Origin of the sequence: Salinilacustrithrix flava (genome assembly GCF_041228405.1) — a bacterium.
Taxonomy (GTDB): domain Bacteria; phylum Actinomycetota; class Acidimicrobiia; order Acidimicrobiales; family Salinilacustritrichaceae; genus Salinilacustrithrix; species Salinilacustrithrix flava.
Window position 1 is genome coordinate 141,326 of sequence record NZ_CP133888.1, and the last position, 19,710, is coordinate 161,035.

Annotated in this window: 25 protein-coding genes; 13 read left to right on the top strand and 12 right to left on the bottom strand. The window is 72.0% G+C overall.

The genetic code is table 11. The annotated features are described in order from the left end of the window. Positions 1 to 16: 16 nt before the first annotated feature. Positions 17 to 445 (bottom strand): hypothetical protein, encoded by a 429-nt coding sequence (locus tag RGQ06_RS00715; RefSeq protein WP_432428300.1) that lies wholly within the window; start codon positions 443 to 445, stop codon positions 17 to 19. Positions 446 to 530: 85 nt separating this feature from the next. On the opposite strand from RGQ06_RS00715, the gene RGQ06_RS00720 reads away from it, so the two are divergent. Next, on the top strand, positions 531 to 1,238 hold the full coding sequence (locus RGQ06_RS00720) for a Bax inhibitor-1/YccA family protein (RefSeq protein ID WP_432428301.1): 708 nt from the start codon (positions 531 to 533) through the stop codon (positions 1,236 to 1,238). A gap of 64 nt (positions 1,239 to 1,302) precedes the next feature. Next, complete coding sequence (locus tag RGQ06_RS00725; protein WP_432428302.1) at positions 1,303 to 1,608, top strand: hypothetical protein; 306 nt, start codon at positions 1,303 to 1,305, stop codon at positions 1,606 to 1,608. A gap of 12 nt (positions 1,609 to 1,620) precedes the next feature. On the opposite strand, the gene RGQ06_RS00730 is transcribed toward RGQ06_RS00725, so the two are convergent. Genes RGQ06_RS00730 through RGQ06_RS00740 form a run of 3 tightly spaced genes read right to left on the bottom strand, consistent with a single transcriptional unit; the run spans position 1,621 to position 4,174 of the window. After that, entirely contained in the window at positions 1,621 to 2,103 is a 483-nt protein-coding gene (locus RGQ06_RS00730) for a hypothetical protein (protein ID WP_432428303.1), read from the bottom strand. Beyond that, positions 2,100 to 2,819, bottom strand: a complete 720-nt coding sequence (locus tag RGQ06_RS00735; protein WP_432428304.1) for a ribonuclease HII — start codon at positions 2,817 to 2,819, stop codon at positions 2,100 to 2,102. The genes RGQ06_RS00730 and RGQ06_RS00735 overlap by 4 nt, the downstream gene beginning before the upstream one ends. Before the next feature lie 44 nt (positions 2,820 to 2,863). Then, complete coding sequence (locus tag RGQ06_RS00740; protein WP_432428305.1) at positions 2,864 to 4,174, bottom strand: DUF222 domain-containing protein; 1,311 nt, start codon at positions 4,172 to 4,174, stop codon at positions 2,864 to 2,866. Between the two features lie 92 nt (positions 4,175 to 4,266). Between RGQ06_RS00740 and RGQ06_RS00745 the strand changes: the two genes are divergently transcribed. The 4 genes from RGQ06_RS00745 (at position 4,267) to RGQ06_RS00760 (ending at position 6,157) form a co-directional block, all read left to right on the top strand. Continuing rightward, positions 4,267 to 4,461: a PspC domain-containing protein gene (locus tag RGQ06_RS00745; RefSeq protein ID WP_432428306.1), complete on the top strand. Its 195-nt coding sequence runs from the start codon at positions 4,267 to 4,269 to the stop codon at positions 4,459 to 4,461. Between the two features lie 65 nt (positions 4,462 to 4,526). Beyond that, entirely contained in the window at positions 4,527 to 4,769 is a 243-nt protein-coding gene (locus RGQ06_RS00750; RefSeq protein ID WP_432428307.1) for a helix-turn-helix transcriptional regulator, read from the top strand. A 34-nt stretch (positions 4,770 to 4,803) separates the two neighbouring features. After that, positions 4,804 to 5,289, top strand: a complete 486-nt coding sequence (locus tag RGQ06_RS00755) for a Clp protease N-terminal domain-containing protein (RefSeq protein WP_432428308.1) — start codon at positions 4,804 to 4,806, stop codon at positions 5,287 to 5,289. Between the two features lie 61 nt (positions 5,290 to 5,350). Further along, positions 5,351 to 6,157: a polyphosphate kinase 2 family protein gene (locus tag RGQ06_RS00760; RefSeq protein ID WP_432428309.1), complete on the top strand. Its 807-nt coding sequence runs from the start codon at positions 5,351 to 5,353 to the stop codon at positions 6,155 to 6,157. On the opposite strand, the gene RGQ06_RS00765 is transcribed toward RGQ06_RS00760, so the two are convergent. Together RGQ06_RS00765 and RGQ06_RS00770 are read right to left on the bottom strand one after the other, a co-directional pair. Further along, positions 6,154 to 8,520 carry a hypothetical protein gene (locus tag RGQ06_RS00765; RefSeq protein WP_432428310.1) on the bottom strand — a complete coding sequence of 789 codons (2,367 nt, stop codon included), beginning with the start codon at positions 8,518 to 8,520 and terminating at the stop codon, positions 6,154 to 6,156. The genes RGQ06_RS00760 and RGQ06_RS00765 overlap by 4 nt on opposite strands. Beyond that, on the bottom strand, positions 8,517 to 9,530 hold the full coding sequence (locus tag RGQ06_RS00770) for an NAD(P)H-dependent glycerol-3-phosphate dehydrogenase (RefSeq protein WP_432428311.1): 1,014 nt from the start codon (positions 9,528 to 9,530) through the stop codon (positions 8,517 to 8,519). The genes RGQ06_RS00765 and RGQ06_RS00770 overlap by 4 nt, the downstream gene beginning before the upstream one ends. Before the next feature lie 61 nt (positions 9,531 to 9,591). On the opposite strand from RGQ06_RS00770, the gene cofC reads away from it, so the two are divergent. Both cofC and RGQ06_RS00780 read left to right on the top strand, forming a co-directional pair. Beyond that, entirely contained in the window at positions 9,592 to 10,161 is a 570-nt protein-coding gene (gene cofC / locus RGQ06_RS00775; protein ID WP_432428312.1) for a 2-phospho-L-lactate guanylyltransferase, read from the top strand. Positions 10,162 to 10,165: 4 nt separating this feature from the next. Next, positions 10,166 to 10,951 carry a PIG-L deacetylase family protein gene (locus tag RGQ06_RS00780; protein WP_432428313.1) on the top strand — a complete coding sequence of 262 codons (786 nt, stop codon included), beginning with the start codon at positions 10,166 to 10,168 and terminating at the stop codon, positions 10,949 to 10,951. On the opposite strand, the gene RGQ06_RS00785 is transcribed toward RGQ06_RS00780, so the two are convergent. The 5 genes from RGQ06_RS00785 to RGQ06_RS00805 form a co-directional block, all read right to left on the bottom strand. Further along, the gene (locus RGQ06_RS00785) at positions 10,929 to 11,090 is read right to left on the bottom strand and encodes a hypothetical protein (RefSeq protein ID WP_432428314.1); all 162 of its coding nucleotides are present in this window, start codon (positions 11,088 to 11,090) and stop codon (positions 10,929 to 10,931) included. The two genes, RGQ06_RS00780 and RGQ06_RS00785, sit on opposite strands and share 23 nt — an antisense overlap. 95 nt (positions 11,091 to 11,185) lie before the next feature. After that, positions 11,186 to 12,013, bottom strand: a complete 828-nt coding sequence (locus tag RGQ06_RS00790; RefSeq protein ID WP_432430691.1) for an oxygenase MpaB family protein — start codon at positions 12,011 to 12,013, stop codon at positions 11,186 to 11,188. 64 nt (positions 12,014 to 12,077) lie between these two features. Next, positions 12,078 to 12,665: a YqgE/AlgH family protein gene (locus RGQ06_RS00795; protein ID WP_432428316.1), complete on the bottom strand. Its 588-nt coding sequence runs from the start codon at positions 12,663 to 12,665 to the stop codon at positions 12,078 to 12,080. A gap of 10 nt (positions 12,666 to 12,675) precedes the next feature. Beyond that, positions 12,676 to 13,581, bottom strand: a complete 906-nt coding sequence (locus tag RGQ06_RS00800; protein ID WP_432428317.1) for an SDR family oxidoreductase — start codon at positions 13,579 to 13,581, stop codon at positions 12,676 to 12,678. Between the two features lie 65 nt (positions 13,582 to 13,646). After that, positions 13,647 to 15,347: a choice-of-anchor I family protein gene (locus RGQ06_RS00805; protein ID WP_432430692.1), complete on the bottom strand. Its 1,701-nt coding sequence runs from the start codon at positions 15,345 to 15,347 to the stop codon at positions 13,647 to 13,649. Between the two features lie 87 nt (positions 15,348 to 15,434). On the opposite strand from RGQ06_RS00805, the gene RGQ06_RS00810 reads away from it, so the two are divergent. After that, positions 15,435 to 15,653: a hypothetical protein gene (locus RGQ06_RS00810; protein WP_432428319.1), complete on the top strand. Its 219-nt coding sequence runs from the start codon at positions 15,435 to 15,437 to the stop codon at positions 15,651 to 15,653. A gap of 12 nt (positions 15,654 to 15,665) precedes the next feature. On the opposite strand, the gene RGQ06_RS00815 is transcribed toward RGQ06_RS00810, so the two are convergent. Then, positions 15,666 to 16,079 carry an HIT family protein gene (locus RGQ06_RS00815; RefSeq protein WP_432428320.1) on the bottom strand — a complete coding sequence of 138 codons (414 nt, stop codon included), beginning with the start codon at positions 16,077 to 16,079 and terminating at the stop codon, positions 15,666 to 15,668. Between the two features lie 39 nt (positions 16,080 to 16,118). On the opposite strand from RGQ06_RS00815, the gene RGQ06_RS00820 reads away from it, so the two are divergent. The 4 genes from RGQ06_RS00820 to RGQ06_RS00835 all read left to right on the top strand — a co-directional run bounded on the left by RGQ06_RS00820 (position 16,119) and on the right by RGQ06_RS00835 (position 19,669). Then, complete coding sequence (locus tag RGQ06_RS00820; RefSeq protein WP_432428321.1) at positions 16,119 to 16,871, top strand: DUF72 domain-containing protein; 753 nt, start codon at positions 16,119 to 16,121, stop codon at positions 16,869 to 16,871. Between the two features lie 137 nt (positions 16,872 to 17,008). Beyond that, positions 17,009 to 18,415 (top strand): PhoH family protein, encoded by a 1,407-nt coding sequence (locus tag RGQ06_RS00825; RefSeq protein ID WP_432428322.1) that lies wholly within the window; start codon positions 17,009 to 17,011, stop codon positions 18,413 to 18,415. 164 nt (positions 18,416 to 18,579) lie between these two features. Next, the gene (locus tag RGQ06_RS00830; RefSeq protein WP_432428323.1) at positions 18,580 to 18,879 is read left to right on the top strand and encodes a WhiB family transcriptional regulator; all 300 of its coding nucleotides are present in this window, start codon (positions 18,580 to 18,582) and stop codon (positions 18,877 to 18,879) included. 58 nt (positions 18,880 to 18,937) lie between these two features. Further along, a complete protein-coding gene (locus tag RGQ06_RS00835) occupies positions 18,938 to 19,669 on the top strand; it encodes a hypothetical protein (RefSeq protein WP_432428324.1) in 732 nt (243 codons plus the stop codon). Positions 19,670 to 19,710: the final 41 nt, after the last annotated feature.

Below are 19,710 nucleotides of genomic sequence, written 5' to 3' on the forward strand. Positions count from 1 at the left end.
CAGCGCTCGACGCCGATCAGCGTGACGAGCTGAGCGGACGGGGGCTGGATCCACGATCCAGCCCCCGTCGCACGTCCTGGACCGCCCACACGGCCAGCACGGTGGAGACGACGGCGAGCGCGGTGTGCACCGCCACGAAGGCGGCGTCGTGCCCGGCCGTCGCGATCTGCACGGCGCGCACCGCCCAGACCCCGATCGTCCATGCCGCGAACATGCGGACCACCGGGCTCACGATGGGGTCGACCGAGCCACGCCGGCGCCCCTGCCACCACAGCCAGAGCACGGCGACGGCGAACGCTGTGAACGACACCGACAGCGCGGTTCGACCGATCTGGCCGGTGGTCGTGAGCGACTCGTCGGTCCAGATGTTGCGGATCCGGGTCGTCCAGACGAACAGCGTGAAGGCCGACAGGGCGAGCGCAGGCCGCAACCGGGCGGGGGTCATGCCAGCGACGCTACCGACGGGCGCTGTGCCCGACGCCATCGCCCCCGCCGTCCGGTTCGCGCCCGTTCCGGGCAGAATGGGGGCCATGGAATCCTTCGCCCCGACCCAGCCGGTCGCCACGCTCGACGCCGAGGAGCGTGGCGCCTTCGTGATCCGGGTGTACCAGCACCTGCTGCTCGCCATCGGCGCGTTCGTCGCCTTCGAGACCGTCCTGTTCCAGACGGGCATCGCCGAGGCCATGTTCGACTTCCTCACCGGTGCCAGCAGCGCCTGGCTGCTCATCCTGGGTGCCTTCATGGTCATCCAGTGGATGGCCACGTCCGCGGCCCACAACCTCGAGAACGAGGGCCTCCAGTACGCCGGCCTGTTCGGGATGGCCGCCGGCCAGGCGCTGATCTTCGCCCCGTTCCTGTACTACGTCTTCAACGACCCGAAGAACGGCTCGGGCTCCGTCGCCGCCGCTGCGGTCATCACCGTCGCCGGCTTCGCCGGCCTCACCGTCGTCGCCTTCGTCACCCGCAAGGACCTGTCGTTCCTTCGGCCGATGCTCATGTGGGGCGGCATCGCCGCCCTGGCGCTCATCGTGGTCGCGGTGCTCTTCGGCTTCCAGCTCGGCATCTGGTTCTCGGTGGCGATGATCGCCCTCGCCGGCGGCGCCATCCTCTACCAGACCCAGCAGATCATGGCCCGGTACCCGTCGCACGCCCACGTGGGCGCGGCGGTGCAGCTGTTCGCCTCGGTGATGATGCTCTTCTGGTACGTCCTGCGCCTGGTGAGCCAGCTCCGCCGCTGACCAGGTGGGGATCCGCGGCATACCTCCCTACGGTGGGACGTCCGCGATCGCAGAGGAGAGCTCCATGCTCCAGTGCACCCCCGCCGCCGCCGCCACCCTCGAGGCGGTCCGCCAGCAGAACGACATCCCGGACGGCCACGGCGTCCGCCTGTTCCCCGCCCCGGCCCCGGAGGGCGAGGTCGGTCTCGGCATCGACTTCGCCGCCGAGCCCCAGGCCGACGACGTCGTCACCGAGCAGCACGGCACGACCCTGATGGTCGACGGCCAGATCAACGAGCAGCTCGACGGCCTCACCCTCGACGTCGTGCCCGACCCCTCCCAGGACGGCAACGGCGCTCCGCAGCTGGTGCTGCGCTCCCCCGAGGGTTGAGCCCGGGGCGGGCTACCGCCCTGCGTCGTGGGCGCGCCCGATGGCGTTGACCCGCAGCGCGACCTGATCGGGGATCGGCACCGGCTCCACGGCGTCCTCGTCGTCGGCCTCGCCACGTGGCCGGTGGGCGACCCGTGAGCCGGCGAAGGCGATCCCGAACACGAAGACCCCGAGGGCGACGATGCCCCACAGGATCGGCCCGCCGCCCAGCAGCGCACCGACCCCGACGAGAAGGCCGCCGCAGACCAGGCCGACGATCGGGAGCACCGACGTCTGCTTGGTCGGCGCCACGCCCGCGCTCCCCCGCGGGCCGCTGAAGCGGCCCCGGACCCGCGCCTCGAACACCGCCTGGGAGAGGTCGTCGATCCGGCTGCGGTCGCCCACCTCGATGGCGGCGAGGTGGCCGTCCACCACGTCCCAGTCCTGTGGCTGCAGGCGCAGCGAGCGGACCTCGCTCAGCAGCCGCGCCAGCTCGGCGTCGCGTGGGTCGGTCATGCGAACAGGGTCCCCTGCGAGTCGTCCGGCCGCTGGTGGAGGGGAACCGAGCGCACGGCTCCCGCCCAGGGCAGGTGCTCCATGAACACCCAGCTGCGCCGGTGGATGGCCGAGGGGCCGACGCCGGCGAGGGCGGTCTTGTGCCGGGGGCACGGGTAGCCCTTGTTGGTCTCGAAGCTGAACCACGGGTGGGCGTCGGCGCACTCGCGCATGAGCCGGTCCCGCGTCACCTTGGCCACGATCGATGCCGCGGCGATCGACAGGCACGTGGCATCGCCCTTGACGATCTTGGTCACGTTGCCGCTGCCGACGAAGTCCCAGTTGCCGTCGAGCAGCACCTGGTCCGGCACCACGCCGAGGCCCGCGATGGCCCGGCGGGCGGCGAGGCGCTGGGCCCCGGACATGCCGAGCTCGTCGCACTCCTCGGGCCAGGCGTGACCGACCGACCAGGCGTCGGCCCACCCGACGATCCGCTCGTACATGACCTCGCGCTCGCGCTCGGTCAGCATCTTGGAGTCGCGCACCTTCGTGAGCCGCTTGTCCTTGGGGATGACGACGGCCCCGAGGGTGAGCGGGCCGGCCCACGCGCCGCGCCCGACCTCGTCGATCCCGACCACCACCTGGTGGCCCAGCTCCCACAGCTCGCGCTCGCGCCGGGTGCCGGGAGCCTTGCGCTTCAGGCTGGGTCGCAGGGTCGTCGCCGTGCCCGGAGCCATGGCCGCGACGGTACTTCCCGGCCCCCGTCCGACCCGCGTCCCCGTCAGCGGGCGAGGGTGAACAGCTCGGTCTGCGCCGGTTCCCCGTCGTCGTCGGCGGCGGGTCCGTCGGGTGGTGGGTGGCGGGGTTCGTCGGGGGGTGGGTGCCATCGTTGGCCGGTCTTGCGGTCGACGAACCAGCGGGCGCCGACGGGGCCTTCGACGCGGAGGTCGTGGCGGGTCTTGGTGCCGTGGCAGTGCCAGCAGAACCAGGACAGGTCGTCGAGGCGGGTCTCGTGGGTGAGGGTCCAGCCCTCGTTGTGGTCGATGTCGAGGAGGTAGCGGCTGCCGCAGACCTCGCAGGCACCGCCGCTGCGGGCCTCGAGGGCGGTGCGCTGGGTGGCGGTGACCCGCCGGCCGAGGTGGGTGACGTGGCGGATGTCGATGCCGTCCTTGATCACCACGGCGAGGAACGCGTCGGCCAGCAGGGAGCGGACCGCGGAGACCGACACCGGTCCGACGCCGGCGATCTCGCAGGTCTCGTCACCCTCGATCGAACCGCGGTTGAGGGCGGCCAGGTCGATGAGGGCGATGACCTTCTTGTCGGGCCGCACCGCCTGGCTGCGCCGAGCCGGGCCGCTGTCGCCGTCGCTGTTCGTGGCGCCGGTGAGCAGGTCGCGGACGACGTCGGCGGCGTAGCGCTCGACCGGTTCGAACCGGCCGGCCTGGCGGGCATCGGCGAAGGCCCGGTCGATGCGGGGCTTCAGGGCGGCGTCGACCTCGGCCATGTCCTCGGGCGGCAGGCGCAGGCACAGGTTGCCCATGCCGTCGTCGTCGGTCCAGCGGCGCACGCCACGCAGGGCCTGGTGGCGACGGCGACGGGCCTCCCGGTCCCGGTCGGCCTTGGCCCGGGCATCAGCGGCCCGCTTGCGCAGCTCGGGAAGACGATGGCGCTTGGCCGTGTCCAGCAGGTCGTCTTCGTCTTCGGGGGAGGCATCGGCGCCGGAGGACACCTCGTTGGCCTGCTCGGTGGACAGGTCACCGTTGCGGATCGCCTCATCGGTGCGCTGCTGCTTCTTCAGCCGCTTGCTGGTCGACAGCTTCTTGCGGGCCGCGCCGGTCGGGGTGCCGGTCTTGCGGGCGATGTCGTCCTCGGCCGACTTGGCCCCGTTGCGCTTCCACTCCCCGGCCTCCTCGTACCGGCCAGCCATCCGCAGCACCGCACCACCGACCAGCCGCTCCGCCGACGCGAGCGCATCGAACACCTGGGGTGCGGCATGCAGCGGCACGTTGCCCGGCTCGAGGCGACCGCACACGTCGTGCACCCGCTCCAGGAGATCGATCACCTCCTGCGGGGTCGCCGGGTTCGAAGCCATGTCCGAATTGTACTCGAACTGGTGTTCGCTCCGCAACACCCATTTCGAAGAGTTCTCGGGTCACCTCGAGGTGTCCCGGGTAGCGACCAGCCATGGCTGCCACCGGAACCCTGGAACGTCCGCGCCGAGGAGACGGGCGCGTCATCGCCGGCGTCTGCGCCGCGATCGCCGATCGCTTCGGCGTCAGCCGCACCCTCGTGCGGCTGCTGTTCGTCATCTTCGGCCTGGTCGGCGCCGGCGAGGTCGCCTACCTCGTCCTGTGGGTCCTCGTGCCGAAGCGGGACTGACCCGATCCATCGAGTACCGCCAACCTAGGTTGACACCATTTCACCGTCAACGTAGGTTGGCACTCATGCAGGGGGCGCCGGACACGATCGAGGTACCCGACCCCTCCGACCCGGAAGCGGCGTTCGCCTCGGTGGTCGCCCTGCGACGGCTCGCAGACCGACTGGAGCTCGCGGCAGTAAACGTCGCCGTCCGGCAGGGCTGGTCCTGGACCGACGTCGCCGCGGCCCTCGGCGTGAGCCGGCAGGCCGCCCACAAGAAGTTCGCCCGCCGAGTCGAACGTCCGGTCACCCGACACCGAAGGGACTGACATGCTCCGCAGGCTTCGAGGGCGCGCCGTCGCCATGAAGACGATCGCCGCGCTCCTGACCCAGGCGGAGCAGATCGCCCGAGCGCGCGGCACCGAACAGCCGGCGGCCGAGCACCTCGTCCTGGCCGCGCTGCAGCTGCCCGACGGCACCGCGGCAGGTGCGCTGGAGCGCCTCGGCTCCTCTGCCGCCGACTTCGGGGCGGCCCTCGACGCGCAGGAGGTCGAGGATCTCGAACGCATCGGGGTCCGCCCCGACGACGACCGCATCAGCGCCGAGCTCCCGCCGCCGGGCGAACCGGTCGGCATCTACCGGAGCGACCCCTCCGCGCAGGAGCTGTTCCAGGCCGCCGGGGACGACGCCCGACGAGAGGGCGGCGCGCTCGTCGGCGCGCACGTGCTCCGCGCCGCGGCCGACCTCGAGCACGGTCCCACCGCCCGAGCGCTCCGTCGCCTCGGCATCGATCGCACCGAGCTCCGGTCGGCCGCGACCGCCGAGATCGAGGCACGAGCCGGCGGCTGACGCCCGGCGACCCGGCGCGCACGCCGGGGTCTCAGCCCCGGCGGTGGGGTAGGAACGCCGCATGCAGGAGCTGTTGCGCGTCGCACCCGGGACCGGCCTCGACCTGTCCGCCATCGACCCCCGGTCAACCCCCGGCTTCGACGGTGGCAAGTCGGAGGGGAAGTCGCTGCTCCACGAGCGGCGCACGCACCTGGCCGACCTCCAGGACCTGCTGTACGCCGACGGCACCCAGCGCCTGCTGATCGTGCTGCAGGCCATGGACACCGGTGGCAAGGACGGCACCATCCGCCACGTCTTCCGCAAGGTCGACCCCATCGGCGTGCACATGTGGGGCTTCAAGAAGCCGTCGACGGCCGAGCTGGCGCGTGACTACCTGTGGCGGGTCCACGCCAGGGTGCCGGCCGACGGCGAGGTCGTCGTGTTCAACCGCAGCCACTACGAGGACGTCCTCGTGGTGCGGGTGCACGGCCTGATCGACGACGAGCAGGCCGAGCGCCGCCTCGCGCACATCAGCGACTTCGAGCGGATGCTGGCCGAGGAGGGCACGACCATCGTCAAGCTGTTCCTCCACATCAGCAAGGAGGAGCAGGCCGAGCGGCTCCGGTCGCGGTTGGAACGCCCCGACAAGCACTGGAAGTTCTCCTCAGCCGACGTCGCCGAGCGCGCCCACTGGGACCGCTACCAGGGGGTCTACCGGGACGCCATCGCGTCGACGTCGACCGAGGATGCTCCCTGGTACGTCGTCCCGGCCGACCGCAAGTGGTATCGGAACCTGGCCATCAGCACGATCCTGGTCGAGACCCTCGAGGGCCTCGGCATGTCCTATCCCGAGCCCGAGGAGGGCTTGGAGGACATCGTCATCGACTAATCGAAGCTGTCGCCCTGGTCGGGGCCGGGCACGGCCGCAGGCGCCGGGGCATCGGGCGGCGCATCGAGCAGGGCCTCACCGCGCGCCTCGGTCGAGCGCCAGGCCGGGTCGAGCCCGGGGCAGGTGAGCACGACGGCCACGTCCGGGTCGTGCGGCTCGAGCTCCCACAGGATCGCCGGGCGCTCGCCGTGCCACCGGATGGCGAACGACAGGAGGCCGAAGCGGGTCGGCGCGTCGTGCACCTCCACGCCCTGGCCGTACCAGCTGGTCGGGATCATCGACGCCAGGGCGAGCCCGTCGCTGGTCTCGTGGACGAGCATGGTGCGCACGAAGCTGAGGAGCTCGGCCGCCGCCCAGCCGTGGTGGCCGTCGCCCATGCACCCGCCGGCGACGCGGGGGTGGATGGCCTCGGGCCAGGTCCACGTCGGCGTGGCGGCGGACAGGAACCAGTCGAGGCGGTCGAGCGCCCGCCGGTCGCCGGCGAGCAGCTCCACGAAGGCCACCTGCAGCGTCAGGTAGGTGCCGAGGCCGGTGTGGCTGATGCCCTGGTAGAAGGCCTCGTCGATGCAGAACCGGTCGCGGACGACGTCGAGGGTCGCCTGCATCGCCTCGTCGTCGGCGCCGAGCAGCTGCAGCGGCCACACCGCGGCCAGCGACCCGATGACGCCGGGGTCGATCCGGCGCCGAGGGCCGGCGGGCACCGCCTTGGTCCCGAGCCGGTCCGCGGTGAGAGCCATGGACGCGCGGACGTCGGTGGTCATCGACTCGAGGAACGACGCCGCCCGGTCGGCCGCCTCGTCCTCCCCGGCGGCACGCAGCATGCGGGCGCCATCGCGCAGGCCGGCGAGGGCCCAGAAGTCGTCCCAGTAGAAGTAGTCGTGGGGCCCGAGGTGCTCGGCCGAGATGCCCGCGGGCAGCAGGCCGCGCAGCGCCGGATCGTCCCGGCGCTTGCCGCGGCGCTTCCGGTCGATCCACTGGACGCCACCGGCGACCGACGTGACGACCTCGTCCAGCAGCTCACGGTCGCGCGTGAGGTCCCAGTGGTGGGCGAGCGCCCAGAGGGCGGCGCCGTTGGCGTCCCACTCGAGGCGCTGGGAGAAGAAGAAGCCGTCGGCGTGCTGTCGGTCCGGGAAGCTGGCCAGCACCTCGCGCGCTTCGGTGTGGAAGCCGTAGCGGTCGAGGGCAGCGAGCAGGTAGGCGGCGTCGCGGAACCAGAAGCGGTTGTAGGTGCGCGGGCCCGGCGTCACATCGGCGCCGTCGTGGAACAGGAGGAGGTAGCGCCGGTTGGCATCGACCGCCGACTGCAGGCGCTCGTCGGGCAGCACCAGGCGCATGCCCTGGTCGGTGTGGGTCTTCCAGCCGTTGGCCACCTGCTCCGCGCTCGGCAGGGCCTGCGGGAACCGTGGCGCGTCGCGCACCCGCTTGCGCGCCCGGCCGACCAGGCGGGTGCGGGGGTCCGGTGCGAGCGGGAGCGCCACCCGCAGCGTCTGGCGGTGCGGCAGCGGGTAGACGAACGCGGCCTGGGCCATGCCGGCCTCGTCCCGCAGGTCGTCGGGGAACGAGGTCTGCGTCTCGCCGGCGAACACCTGGGTGGCGCAGTCGCCGTCGTGGAAGGTGGACGCAGCCACCGCATTCGGCGGCTTCGGGAGCAGCATCGCGACCCGCCCGTCGACGGTGACCGTCGTGTCGTGCAGGCCGATGCGCTCGATGACGGCGAGGCCCTCGGCGTTGTACGGACGGATGCCGAGGGCGAGGGCGACGGGGACCGCGGAGTCGTTCTCGATCTCGACGACGACCAGCTCCTCACCGCCATCAGCAGCCGTGGCCTGGATGACGTAGGCCCGGTGGATGATGTCGCCGCCCGGCACGCGCATCCGCGTCTCCACGACCGGCGAGTCGCCGAGCAGGGACTGGCGCACGTTGGCCTCGTCGGCCGGGACGTGCCAGCGGTCCTCGGCGCCGATCCACCAGTCGAGGGACCAGGCGTCGTGCCACGGCGACACCAGGCCGCGCGGGTCGACCACGGCTTCTCGGGCCGAGCCTCGGTTGCCGATCATCGTCCAGTTCCGACTGGTGACGTTCGAGAGGAACGGAAGGTGGCCGCGCGGCACGAACGCCGGTGAGGACGGGTCGATCTGGCGGCGCAACCAGTACGGCCAAACCCAGTCGGTACCGGTCTGGCTGGCGGCCCGCGTGCGCAGGGCGCGGAACACGGTGCGAGCGCCGATGGGCAGCATCTCCCCCGGTGCCTGGATCTCGAGGTGCTCGCCCAGGCGCTGGAAGGTCGAGAGGTGGCGGATCGTGTCGTCGTCGATGCGGAGGCGTCCGAGCAGGCGCCGCACCAACCAGGTGCGGGCGCTCACCGGTCTGCGATGCCGTGGAGCTCGGGGCGGCTGGCCCGGTGCAGGAGGCGCTGGTACACCTCTTGGGCGCTGGCCCCCTCGTGGCACACGGCCACGACCTGGTCGGTGATCGGTGACTCGACGCCGGCCTCGCGGGCCATGGCCTGCACCGCACGGCAGCTCTTCACGCCCTCGGCGACCTGGTTCATCTCGGTGATGATGGCGTCGATCGCCATGCCCTCCCCGAGCTTCTGCCCCACCGTGCGGTTGCGGGACTGCGGGGAGATGCAGGTGGCGATGAGGTCGCCCATGCCGGCGAGGCCGGCGAACGTCATCGGGGAACCGCCGTACGCGACGCCGATCCGGGTGATCTCGGCCAGGCCGCGGGTGATGAGGGCAGCCCGGGTGTTGTCGCCGGTGCCCATGCCGTCGGCCATGCCCGAGGCGATGGCGACGACGTTCTTGAAGACGCCCCCGAGCTCGCACCCGATGAGGTCGTCGTTGGTGTAGACGCGGAACGCCTCGCCGCCGAACAGCTCCTGCAGCGCCTGGGCGACGGAGTCGTCCTGCATCGAGAGCACGGACGCCGTGGCGGCGCCGTCCATGATCTCCTTCGCCAGGTTGGGGCCGGTGAGCACGCCGACGGGGTGCCCCGGCAGCTCCTCGTGCACGACCTCGGTCATGCGCAGGCCGGTGTCGAGCTCGAGGCCCTTGGTGAGGCTGACCAACGGCACCCACGGGCGGATGTGGGGCACGGCCTCGCGCAGGGTCTCGCGGAACGCGTGCGAGGGGATTCCCATCACCACCAGGTCGGCGGTGCCCAGCGCCTCGGCGAGGTCGGTGGTGGCTCGGAGCGACGGGTGCAGGTCGTGGTCGGGCAGGTAGCGGAGGTTCCGGTGCGATCCGTTGATGTCGGCGACGGTCTCCTCGGAGCGGGCCCAGAGGGTGGTGGGCGCCTTGTGGGCGCAGAGGTGGGCGACCGTGGTCCCCCACGAGCCGCCGCCGAGGACGGCGACGTTGATCGACGACATGGCTTGCACCCTAGTGACGGGGGTCCCGAGCGAGGGTGGGCGTCCCTACACTGCGCCCTGCATGGCCGCACCCCCCATCGCCGTCGTCGTCCCGGTCAAGGACTTCACCCGGGCCAAGGTGCGCCTCGCCGAGCACCTGGACGCCGCCGCCCGGGCCGAGCTCGCCCGGGACATGGCCGGCATCGTGCTGGCGGCTGCCGCTCCCCTCCCGGTCTCGGTGGTCTGCGACGACGTCGACGTGCGGACGTGGGCCGAGGCCGCCGGCGCCGACGTGATCTGGACCCCGGGCCTCGGCCTGAACGGGGCCGTCCAGGCCGGCGTCGCCGAGCTGGCCGACCGCGGCGTGGACACGGTCGTGGTGGCGCACTCGGACCTGCCGCTGGCCACCTCGCTCGCCTGGGTCGCGGCCACACCGGGGGTCACCCTCGTGCCCGACCGTCGCCTCGACGGCACCAACGTCCTCGCCGTCCCTGCCGCCGCCGGCTTCCGCTTCTCCTACGGCGCCGGCTCGTTCGACCGCCACCGGGCCGAGGGTCTGCGGCTCGACCTCCCGGTGCGCATCGTCCGCGACGCCCGGCTCGGTTGGGACGTCGACCACCCCGCCGACCTCGCGCTGCCGGCGCACTACTGATCCGATGAGCACCCCCGACCTGCCCACGCCCTCCCCGCCCGGCGCCTCCACCGGCGTCAGCCGCGACCTGCCCGTGCCCGCGTCCGCGCTGGCCATCGGCGCCCACCCCGACGACGTCGAGTTCGGCGCCGGCGCCACGCTGGCGAAGTGGGCGGCCGCCGGCTGCGTCGTGCACCACCTGATCTGCACCGATGGGTCCAAGGGCACGTGGGATCCGCACCAGGACCCGGCCGAGCTGGTCGCCACCCGCCAGGTCGAGCAGCGCGCCGCGGCGAAGGCGCTCGGCGGCACCGGCGAGGTCGCCTTCCTCGGCTGGCCCGACGGCGAGCTGGACTCCTCGCTGCGCCAGCGCTGGCAGGTCGCCTACTGGATCCGCCGGTTGCGCCCCGCTGTGGTGCTGGGTCACGACCCGTGGAAGCGCTACCGCCTCCACCCCGACCACCGCCACGCCGGCCTCCTCGCCGTCGAGGGCATCGTCGCGGCGCGTGACCCGCTCTTCTTCCCAGAGCAGGAGCTCGAGCACCACCGGCCCGACGTCGCCCTGCTGTGGGAGGCCGACGAGCCCGACCACGTGGAGGCCCTCGAGGACCGGGACCTCGACGCGAAGCTGGCGGCCCTGCGAGCACACGAGTCGCAGTTCCAGACCACGATGGGCGTGGCGCTCGACGACCCCGCCGCCGACGAGCAGTGGGAGGCGTTCGCCGACCGCATCCGCGAGCGCCTGGCCGAGTGGGGCCGCTTCGGCAGCTGCCCCCTCGGCGAGGGGTTCAAGAAGATCGACCGGCTCTGACCTGCTCACGGTGGGACACACCGGCGACGAGGTCGGCGAGGATCCGGTCCTCGGCCTCCCGACGCTGCGAGTCGCGCATCGCGTTGGCCACCGCACGGCGGTTGCCGAAACCGAACCGATCGATCAGGGAATCTGCCATGGAGGGAACGTACGGAGCCGTCGTGGACGGCCGGTCACGCCTCGGTGACGACGACGTGCAGAGCTGCTGAACGTCTGCTGACCCGCGGTCGGGCGTCAGACGATCGGCCGGCCCCGGCGGATGCGGCGCCGGGTGTCCCACAGGTAGGCGTTGAAGGGGAACCGCCGGATGGGCCCCGGCAGCCGGCGGTCGGCCGCCGCCCACACCCGCATCATCGCGTCGAACGCCCGCTGGTGGTGGTCGGTCCAGGGCAGGCCCAGCTCGGCCCGGAACCGCTCGGGCAGGAAGCCGACCGCCTGCAGCTGGGCGAGCGGTCCGAGCAACGTGGACCACGGCCGGCCGAGGAAGTCGGCCTTGGCGATGCCCTGCAGGTAGCTGCGGGTGAGGTCGTCCATCTCGATCTGCTCGACCTTCTCGTCCCACCACGCAGCGAAGGCGGCTCGATCGGCGGGCCACTGCTCGGGGCGCACCTGCAGGGTGGTGCCGAGTCGGGCGCAGTAGCGGTAGATGCGCTCGGCCTCCTCCTCGGTGCGCCGCACGCCCGCGACGCGCTCGATGTCCTGGGTGCCCTTGTAGAGGCAGGCGGCGACCCACAGCTGCAGGTCGGTGTCGAAGGCGTTGTACCGGACCGGATCGCCGGGGCGGGAGCGCACCTGGCGGTGCTGGCCGTCGATCTCCTTTCGCATCGCCTCGCGCTCGTCGTCGGTGCCGAGGAGCGCCACGGCCAGGTAGGCCAGCGTGGTGCGCGCCCGCTTGATCGGGTGCTCGTCCACCCGGCCGCTGTCCACCCGGCTCGAGGCCACGCCGTGGCCGACGGGGAGCATCGACAGCTGCATGATGACGTTGGCGCCCGCGGCGGCGAGGCCGATGCCGGACAGGGACTCCTCGAGCAGCGCACGAGCCACGGGGTCGTGCTCGCCCATGGGCGTTGTCTGGGGTTCGATCACGGCGTGAGACACAGAAGCATCCTATGTCCCAGCCCGCTAGTCAGTTCCAGCGAGGGTCCCGCGGGAAGTACGCCACCGACCGCAACGAGCCGGGCTGGCGGCGGAGGACGTCGCGCCACAGGCGCTCGGGGGTGTCGGTGAACACGTCGTCGTCCTCGGCCTCGATGACGTACCAACCGCCGCTCTCGAGCTCGAGCTCGAGCTGGCCCCCCGACCAGCCGGCGTAGCCGGCGAACACCCGTAGCGCCGTGATGCCGCCGGGGGCGTCGGATGGATCGCCGTGCAGGTCGACCGCGCCGATCGTGGTGGTGATCGGCTTGAACAGCGCGGTCGGCTCGTGCTCGGGGGTGCCTTCGAACAGGCTCTCCTGCGGTCCGGCGCTGCGGCACCGTGCCAGGCAGATCGCCCCCTCCGGGCTCACCGGCCCGCCGACGAACACCATGCCGACCCCATCGACGTAGGGGGCCCACGACGGCACCGCCTCGTGCACCGGCACCTCGCCGGGCCGGTTGAGCACCAGCCCGAGCGCGCCGCCCTCGGAGTGCTCGATGAGGTACACGACCGTGCGGGCGAAGTTGGGGTCGTCCAACGTCGGTTCGGCGACGAGCAGATGTCCCCGCAGGCTCATGCTCGTGCCGTCAGAGCCCCGCGGCCCGCTGCTCGTCGGTGCGGAAGTCGCCGGCCCGGATGTCGAGGCCGAACGCCCGCTCGAAGCGCTCGAAGTACTCGTCGTCGTTCGCCGCCGCGCCGAGCGCCAGCCACTCCTCGTCGCTCACGCCCTCCCGGCCGTCGCCCAGCTCGTCCCCGGCGTAGGCGCACACGTAGCGCAGGCGGGCGGAGTCGTCGTCGATCGCCTGCTGCACGACCTCGGCGACCTCCGACGGGCGGACGTTGGCCTCGATGCCGGCGGCGTAGAACGCGAACATGCGCCGGTAGGCGTCCGCGTAGGGGGACTCGGGATGGAGCTCCTGGTGCTTCGCCAGCAGCGCGGTGCGGGTGACACCGGGTTCGATCACCTTCACCCGGATGCCGAAGGGCGCCAGCTCCTGGGCCATGTTCTCGCTGAGGCACTCGAGCGCCCACTTGGACGAGGCGTACACCGCCTGGGCGATGGCGGCGAGGCGGCCGGCGACGGAGGAGACGTTGACGATCGTGCCGCTGCCCTGCGCTCGCATCCCGGGCAGCACGGCCTGGGTGCAACGGACGACGCCCCAGTAGTTGACGTCGAACACCTGCTTGCCCTCGGCGATGTCGATCTCCTCGACGGCCTTGTTGTACCCGAGGCCGGCGTTGTTCACGAGGACGTCGATGCGCCCTTCGGCGTCGAGCACGGATTGGATCGCCGTGCGCACCGACTCGTCGTCGGACACGTCGAGCTCGAGAGGCTGCACGGTGGCGCCGGCGGCGGTGGCCTCGTCCTGGAGCTTGCCGCCCTTGCCGAGGTCGCGCATCGCCCCGTGGACGGTGTGGCCGGCAGCGGCGAGGTGGACGGCGGTGGCCCGGCCGATGCCGGAGTTCGCACCTGTGACGACGATGACGGCCATGGCGCCGAGTCTGGCACCGGGCCTGCGGGTGCGCCGCCCGGACGGCGACGCACCCGCACATCGGCTCAGCGGGCCTTGCCAGGCCCCGCGATCTCGTAGATCGTCGTCGACCCGCTCACCTCGTTGCCGACGACCAGCAGCGGCTTGCCGTTCGGGCTGTCGGCGGCCGGGATGAAGGTGAGCCCCTCCGGGCCGAGATCACCGGCTTCGGGGGTCTCGGCGTCCTGGCCGAAGTCACGGTTGTTGACGTAGGTGACGAAGAAGGGATTCTTCGGCGAGGTGATGTCGTAGACCATCACGCCGCCGACCCGCTCGAGCCCGATGAACGCGTACGTCTTGCCGTACGCCCTGCCGATCTCGACACCCTCCGGCTCCGGACCCTTGTTGTCGCTCCGGCTCTCGAAGGACCCGTTCTCGTCGTTGTTCGAGTTGAAGTCCTCGGGCAGCAGCGCTGCCGTGATCTGCTCGAACTGGTCGCCGCTGTCGAACACCAGCTCCCCGGCCGAGTCCCAGATGGAGAACGACCGCCCACCGAAGCTGTACAGGTCGTCGACAGGACCAGGCTCGCCGTAGTACGAGGTCGTCACAGTGAGTCGCCCGAGGTTCTCGTCAGCGTCGATGTCGTCGTCGAACCCGTCGAGCACGTAGCCGAAGTCGTCTTCGAGGTCCTTCACCCGGGATTCCTCGACGTAGCAGTCGTACTCGCGCGCGTCACCCTCGTTGGCCGACACGATGTAGGTCTTGTTGCCGTGCTCGTAGGCGTCGATGGCATCGGGCTGGTACATGCCGTTGACCGGCCAGGTGGCGATGTTGATGGTCGAGTCGCCCTTCGGATCGCGATCCGACGCGTCGAGGCCGTTGCCCGGCAGCGAGTGGTCCTTGAGACCGAGCGGAGCGATGTCGGTCACCGTGGCGGTCGCGAGGTCGACGATCGCGAGCGCGTTGTTCTCCTGCAGCGAGACCCAGGCCGTCGTCGAGTCCGCGTCGATCGCCACGTACTCCGGCTCGAGGTCCTCGGACACGCTGGCGCCCGGGCCGAAGATCCGGACGCCCGCGTCGCGCAGTGCATCGGCCTGACCGTCGAACGCATGGAAGTCCGCCGTCGCCACCGTGAGACCGTCGACGTCGATGATGCTGATCGAGCCTTCGGGGTCGATGTCACCGTCGCAGTAGCCGCTCGGTTCCCCCTCGTTGGCCACGACGATCCGAGCGCCGTCCGGCGTGAAGGTGAGCATGTCGGGCAGGGCTCCGACCTCGAGAGGGGTCCCGAAGGGCAGGAGGCTCACAGCGTCGAAGAGCTCCACGGAACCGGGCGCGTGCTTGTCCGGAGCCTGCACCGCGGCGGCGACGAGGCCATCACGAACGGCGACGCTGTTGATCTCCGCCCCGTCCTCGGCGAGCTCGGCGGTGATCGTGCCGACCGCCACCGGGGTCGCCGGGGCCGAGATGTCGAGCACGTCGATCCGGCCGGCCTGGGCGTTCACGACGAAGAGCCGCTCCGTCCCGGCGTCGTAGGCGACGATCTCCGCAGCGCTGGTGTCGAACTCGCTCTCGGGCCCGACGTAGGTGCCGATCGGCTCGAGGGTGATCCGCTCCGAGCCGGGCTTGGCGCCTGCGGGCAGTCCGGTGGCGACGAGCGTGATGCCGAGGGTGGCGGCGGCGAGGGCTGGCAGCCCGCGCCGCAGGCTTCGTGTGGGTGGGGTCATGGGGCGGAACGTAGGAAGCGGTCCTGAACGGGTGGCGAGCAGGAGTTGGCGCTCAGGCAACGGTCCAGCGGACAACCGGCGAGCCGCGACCAGCGAGGGGACCGATCGACCGACCACGACCGAGGGTGGCCACCTAGCCTCCCGAGCGTGCTGGAGGACGGAACCTACGACGCCCTGGTGTTCGACGCCGACGAGGCCGAGGGCGGCGGCGTGGCGGTCGAGCTCACGATCCTGGCCGGTGAGCACAAGGGCGAGGTCGTGTCCGTGGTGTCCCGCGACTGGCAGGGCGACGCCCTCGACCTGCTCGGCATCCCGGCCACGCTGGTCGTCACCGGCGGGCGGCCCCAGGTGACCTTCGAAGCCTGATCGAGATCCCGCTCAGGCGAGGTGGGCCCGGAGGCGGGCGGCGACGACGGCGGCGTGCTCGTCGGAGTCGTAGCCGGTGCGGGGCCAGAAGAAGCCCCGGAGGCCGTCACCCTTGGTCCGGGGCACGACGTGCACGTGCAGGTGCGGGACGCTCTGGCTGACGGTGTTGTTCAGGGCCACGAAGCTGCCCTGCGCGCCGAGCACCTCGACCATGGCCGCGGCGATGCGCTGGGCCCGCTCGAACAGCGGCCCGACCAGCGCCGCCGGCAGGTCGGGCAGGACCTCGACGTGGTCCCGGGGCACGAGCAGGACGTGGCCGGGGAAGAGCGGTCGAATGTCGAGGAAGCCAACGGCCACGTCGTCGTCCAGCACGACGTGCGCCGGCGCGTCGCCGGCGACGATGCGACAGAACGTGCACGCGGCCATGGCGGCATCCTGCCCGCTGGCGACGGGTACGGGGAGCACGTGGCGCAGGCACGCATCGGCTGCTCGGGGTGGTCCTACAAGGACTGGCGCGGGCCGGTGTACCCCGAGAAGGCCCCGGCCCGGACCTGGTTCGCCCACTACGCCGAACGCTTCGACACGGTCGAGCTGAACAACACCTTCTACCGCCTGCCCACGCCGGAGAAGGTCGACGGCTGGCGGGAGCAGGCTCCGCCGGGGTTCACCTACGCGGCCAAGGTCGGCCAGTTCTGCACGCACCGCAAGAAGCTGAAGGACCCCGAGATCTGGCTGCCGCGCCACCTCGACCGCATCCGTCGCCTCGGCGACCACCTCGGCCCCAACCTCTTCCAGCTGCCACCGAGCTGGCACCGCGACGTGGCGCGCCTCGAGGCGGTCCTCGAGCGCCTCCCCGGCGACATCCGCTGGGCCGTCGAGCTGCGCGACCCGAGCTGGGTGCACGACGACACCTTCGACGCCCTCGCCCGCCACGGCGCGGCCCTGTGCCTGCACGACCTGATCGCCGACCACCCGCAGGTGCTCACGACGGACTGGACCTACGTCCGCTACCACGGGCCCGACGCGCTGAACCGGCCCTACGACGGCCGCTACGGGACCGAACGGATGGCACGGGACGCCGAGCGGTTCGCGGCCTGGCTCGACGACGGCATCGACGTCTACGCGTACTTCAACAACGACTGGTACGGGCACGCCGTGGTCGACGCGCTCGACCTGCGATCGCACCTCGAGGGGACCGGCGCGATGAACGGCGTGTGAACGACGCCACACCATCCGCGCCTGGGCTCGCGCGCAGGACCATGATCGACAGCAGTGTTCGTCCGTTCCTTGGCACGACGACCCGGCCGATCCTCGGCCCCGGCGATCAGCCGTGCCCTGCGCCCTCAGGAGGCAGCATGACCCCGGACCCCGCACTCGTCATCGACGCGCCCGAGGAGCCGATGCTCCCCGACCTCGACGAGACCACCCGCACCCAGGTCGTGCTCGACACGTCGGCCCTCGTCGCCGACCCGGAGGGGGTGCTGCTCGGCTACCCGGGCTGCGACCTCGTCGTGCCGCTGACGGTCATCGAGGAGCTCGACGGCCTGAAGAAGCGCCTCGACTCGGTGGGCATGTCGGCGCGCGACGTGCTGCGCCGCATCGAGCGGATCCGCGTGGACGGCGGCGGCGACCTCGAGACGCCCCAGCCGCTGCCCGGCGGCGCCACGCTGCGCGTGGCACTCAACGGCGTGCAGGTGGGCCTGCTGCGCGAGCACGGCCTCGACCCGGACAAGCCCGACAACCGCATCATCGGCACCGCCCTCGGACAGCACTACGACGCGGGACGATCGGTCCGCCTCGTCTCCAACGACACCGGCATGCGGGTGAAGGCGGCCACGTTCGGCCTCGACTCCTGCGAGCACAACCCCCTGGACGACCTCCGCCAGGGCGACGGCGAGAACGGGTGGCGCGAGCTCCAGGTGGAACCGGCGGTGGTGGACTCGATCTACGCCGGCGACCTCGACGGCCCCGGCACCGAGGACGTCGTCGCCGCGCTGCGGGTCAACGAGTTCGGCGTGCTCCACGCCGGCAGCCAGTCGGCGCTGGTCCGCCGCCACGCCCACGGCCTCGAGCTGGTGGCCAACGACCACCACGCCTGGGACCTGCGCCCCCGCAACAAGGAGCAGCGCTTCGCCCTCGACCTGCTGCTCGACGACGACGTCAAGGTCGTCGCCCTCGACGGCCCGGCCGGCACGGGCAAGACCCTCACGGCCGTGGCCGCCGCCCTGCAGCAGGTGGTGGAGGAGCGTCGCTACTCCCGGATCTGCGTGTACCGACCGGTCGTCCCGGTCGGCAAGGCCGACGTCGGCTACCTGCCGGGCACGCTCGACGAGAAGCTCGACCCGTGGATGGCGGCCATCACCGACGCGGTCTACGCCCTCACCGGCCCGGACCACACCGGCCGCCGCCAGCGCGAGGACGCCGCCGAGGTGCTCGACGAGATCCGGGCCCGGGGCCAGCTCACCATGGAGTCGGTCACCCACCTCCGGGGCCGCACCCTGCACTCGAGCTTCGTGATCATCGACGAGTCCATGAACCTGTCGCCCCAGGTCGGCAAGACGATCCTCACCCGCATCGCGGCCGACTCCAAGGTGGTCTTCACCGGCGACACCAGCCAGATCGACGCCGCCTTCCTGTCCGAGCAGACCAACGCGCTCACCGCGCTGGTCACCGCGTTCGCCGGCCAGGACTGCTTCGGCCACGTCCGGCTCCTCCGGGGCGAGCGCTCCCCCCTGGCCGAGCTGGCCGCCAGACTGCTCTAGGCAAATGCCGCATCTGCCGCATTCTCCTCACCCTCTGTACCAGCGGAAACACCGGCAGTAGTTTGGTGGTCGTTCGACCACGCGCAGTACAGCCCACTGCCGTGGTCGAACGACCGAGAGGGACCAGCCGGCCATCGGCCGGCGAGAGCATGGGGAGAAGGGCTGTGGACGACGTCGTCGCACTGGGGAGCTGGGCCGGGCAGGACTGGATGGCCAAGGCCGCCTGCGCGGGCAAGACCCGCCTGTTCTTCGCGCCGCTGGCAGAACGACCGCAGGCCCGGGCCCGCCGGGAGGCCAAGGCGGCAGACCTCTGCCGGGCGTGCCCGTCCCGCACCGCGTGCCGGGACTTCGCCCGGGAGCGCCGCGAGTTCGGGTACTGGGGCGGCGAGAACGAAGAGGAGCGCACCCGCGCCGGCTTCCCCGTCCCCAACCCCGTCGGCGCCCGGCGCCGCGCCGCCAGCTAGGTATCCGGGCCCGGGCGATCCGACCGGTTCCCGCCGGAGGTCCGTAGCATCCCCTCCGTTGCCCGACACCTCCGACTCCCCCGGCCCTGACCCCGCCGACGAGCGGCCGCGGATCCCCACCCCGGAGGAGGCGGCCACCTACCGGCCCGCGCACGACCTGTTCGTGGCGCTGCTCGACGTCGTCTCCGAGGCCGCGCTCGGACGTCCCCTCCGTCCCGAGCTGAAGATCTCACCGACCGGGCTGCTCCGGGGCGAGATCGACCTCGTCAAGCTCGAGCTGCCCGCCTACGCCGTGGCCGGACTCGTCATCGATCGCTTCATCGTGCGCGCCGAGCACGTCCGGGTCCAGCCGGGTCTGCCCCCGGTGCTGGTGGCCGAGCCGGTCGGCTTCACCTCGGTGGTCTCCCAGGAGAACGTGGACCGCTGGACCCGGGACCTGCACCTCCCGTTCCGGCTGAAGCTGACCGAGGATGGGGTGGTCACGACCACCGGCTTCGGAGGCGTCCGCATGGGCGAGGTGGTCACGATGCCCGCCGTCGTCGGCGGGTTCGTGCAGCTGCGGCCGACGAAGGCCTCCCTGCTCGGCGTGCCCACGACCCTGGTCCGCTTCCTCCGGGGCTACCTGCCCCTCCCCCCGCTGCCCCGCAGCGCCCGCCTCGACGAGGTCGAGGCCAGCGACGGCGAGCTCGCGCTGTCCTTCGTCATCGACCGCTTCGAGCAGCCGCTCACGCCCGACGTGTCCGAGCGGATCCGCCAGCTCCTCCAGCTGCCCCTCCCCGGCCTCCGCTGAGGTCGCTCGCGGTCACGGCGAGCGGGGATCCACCGGTGGGG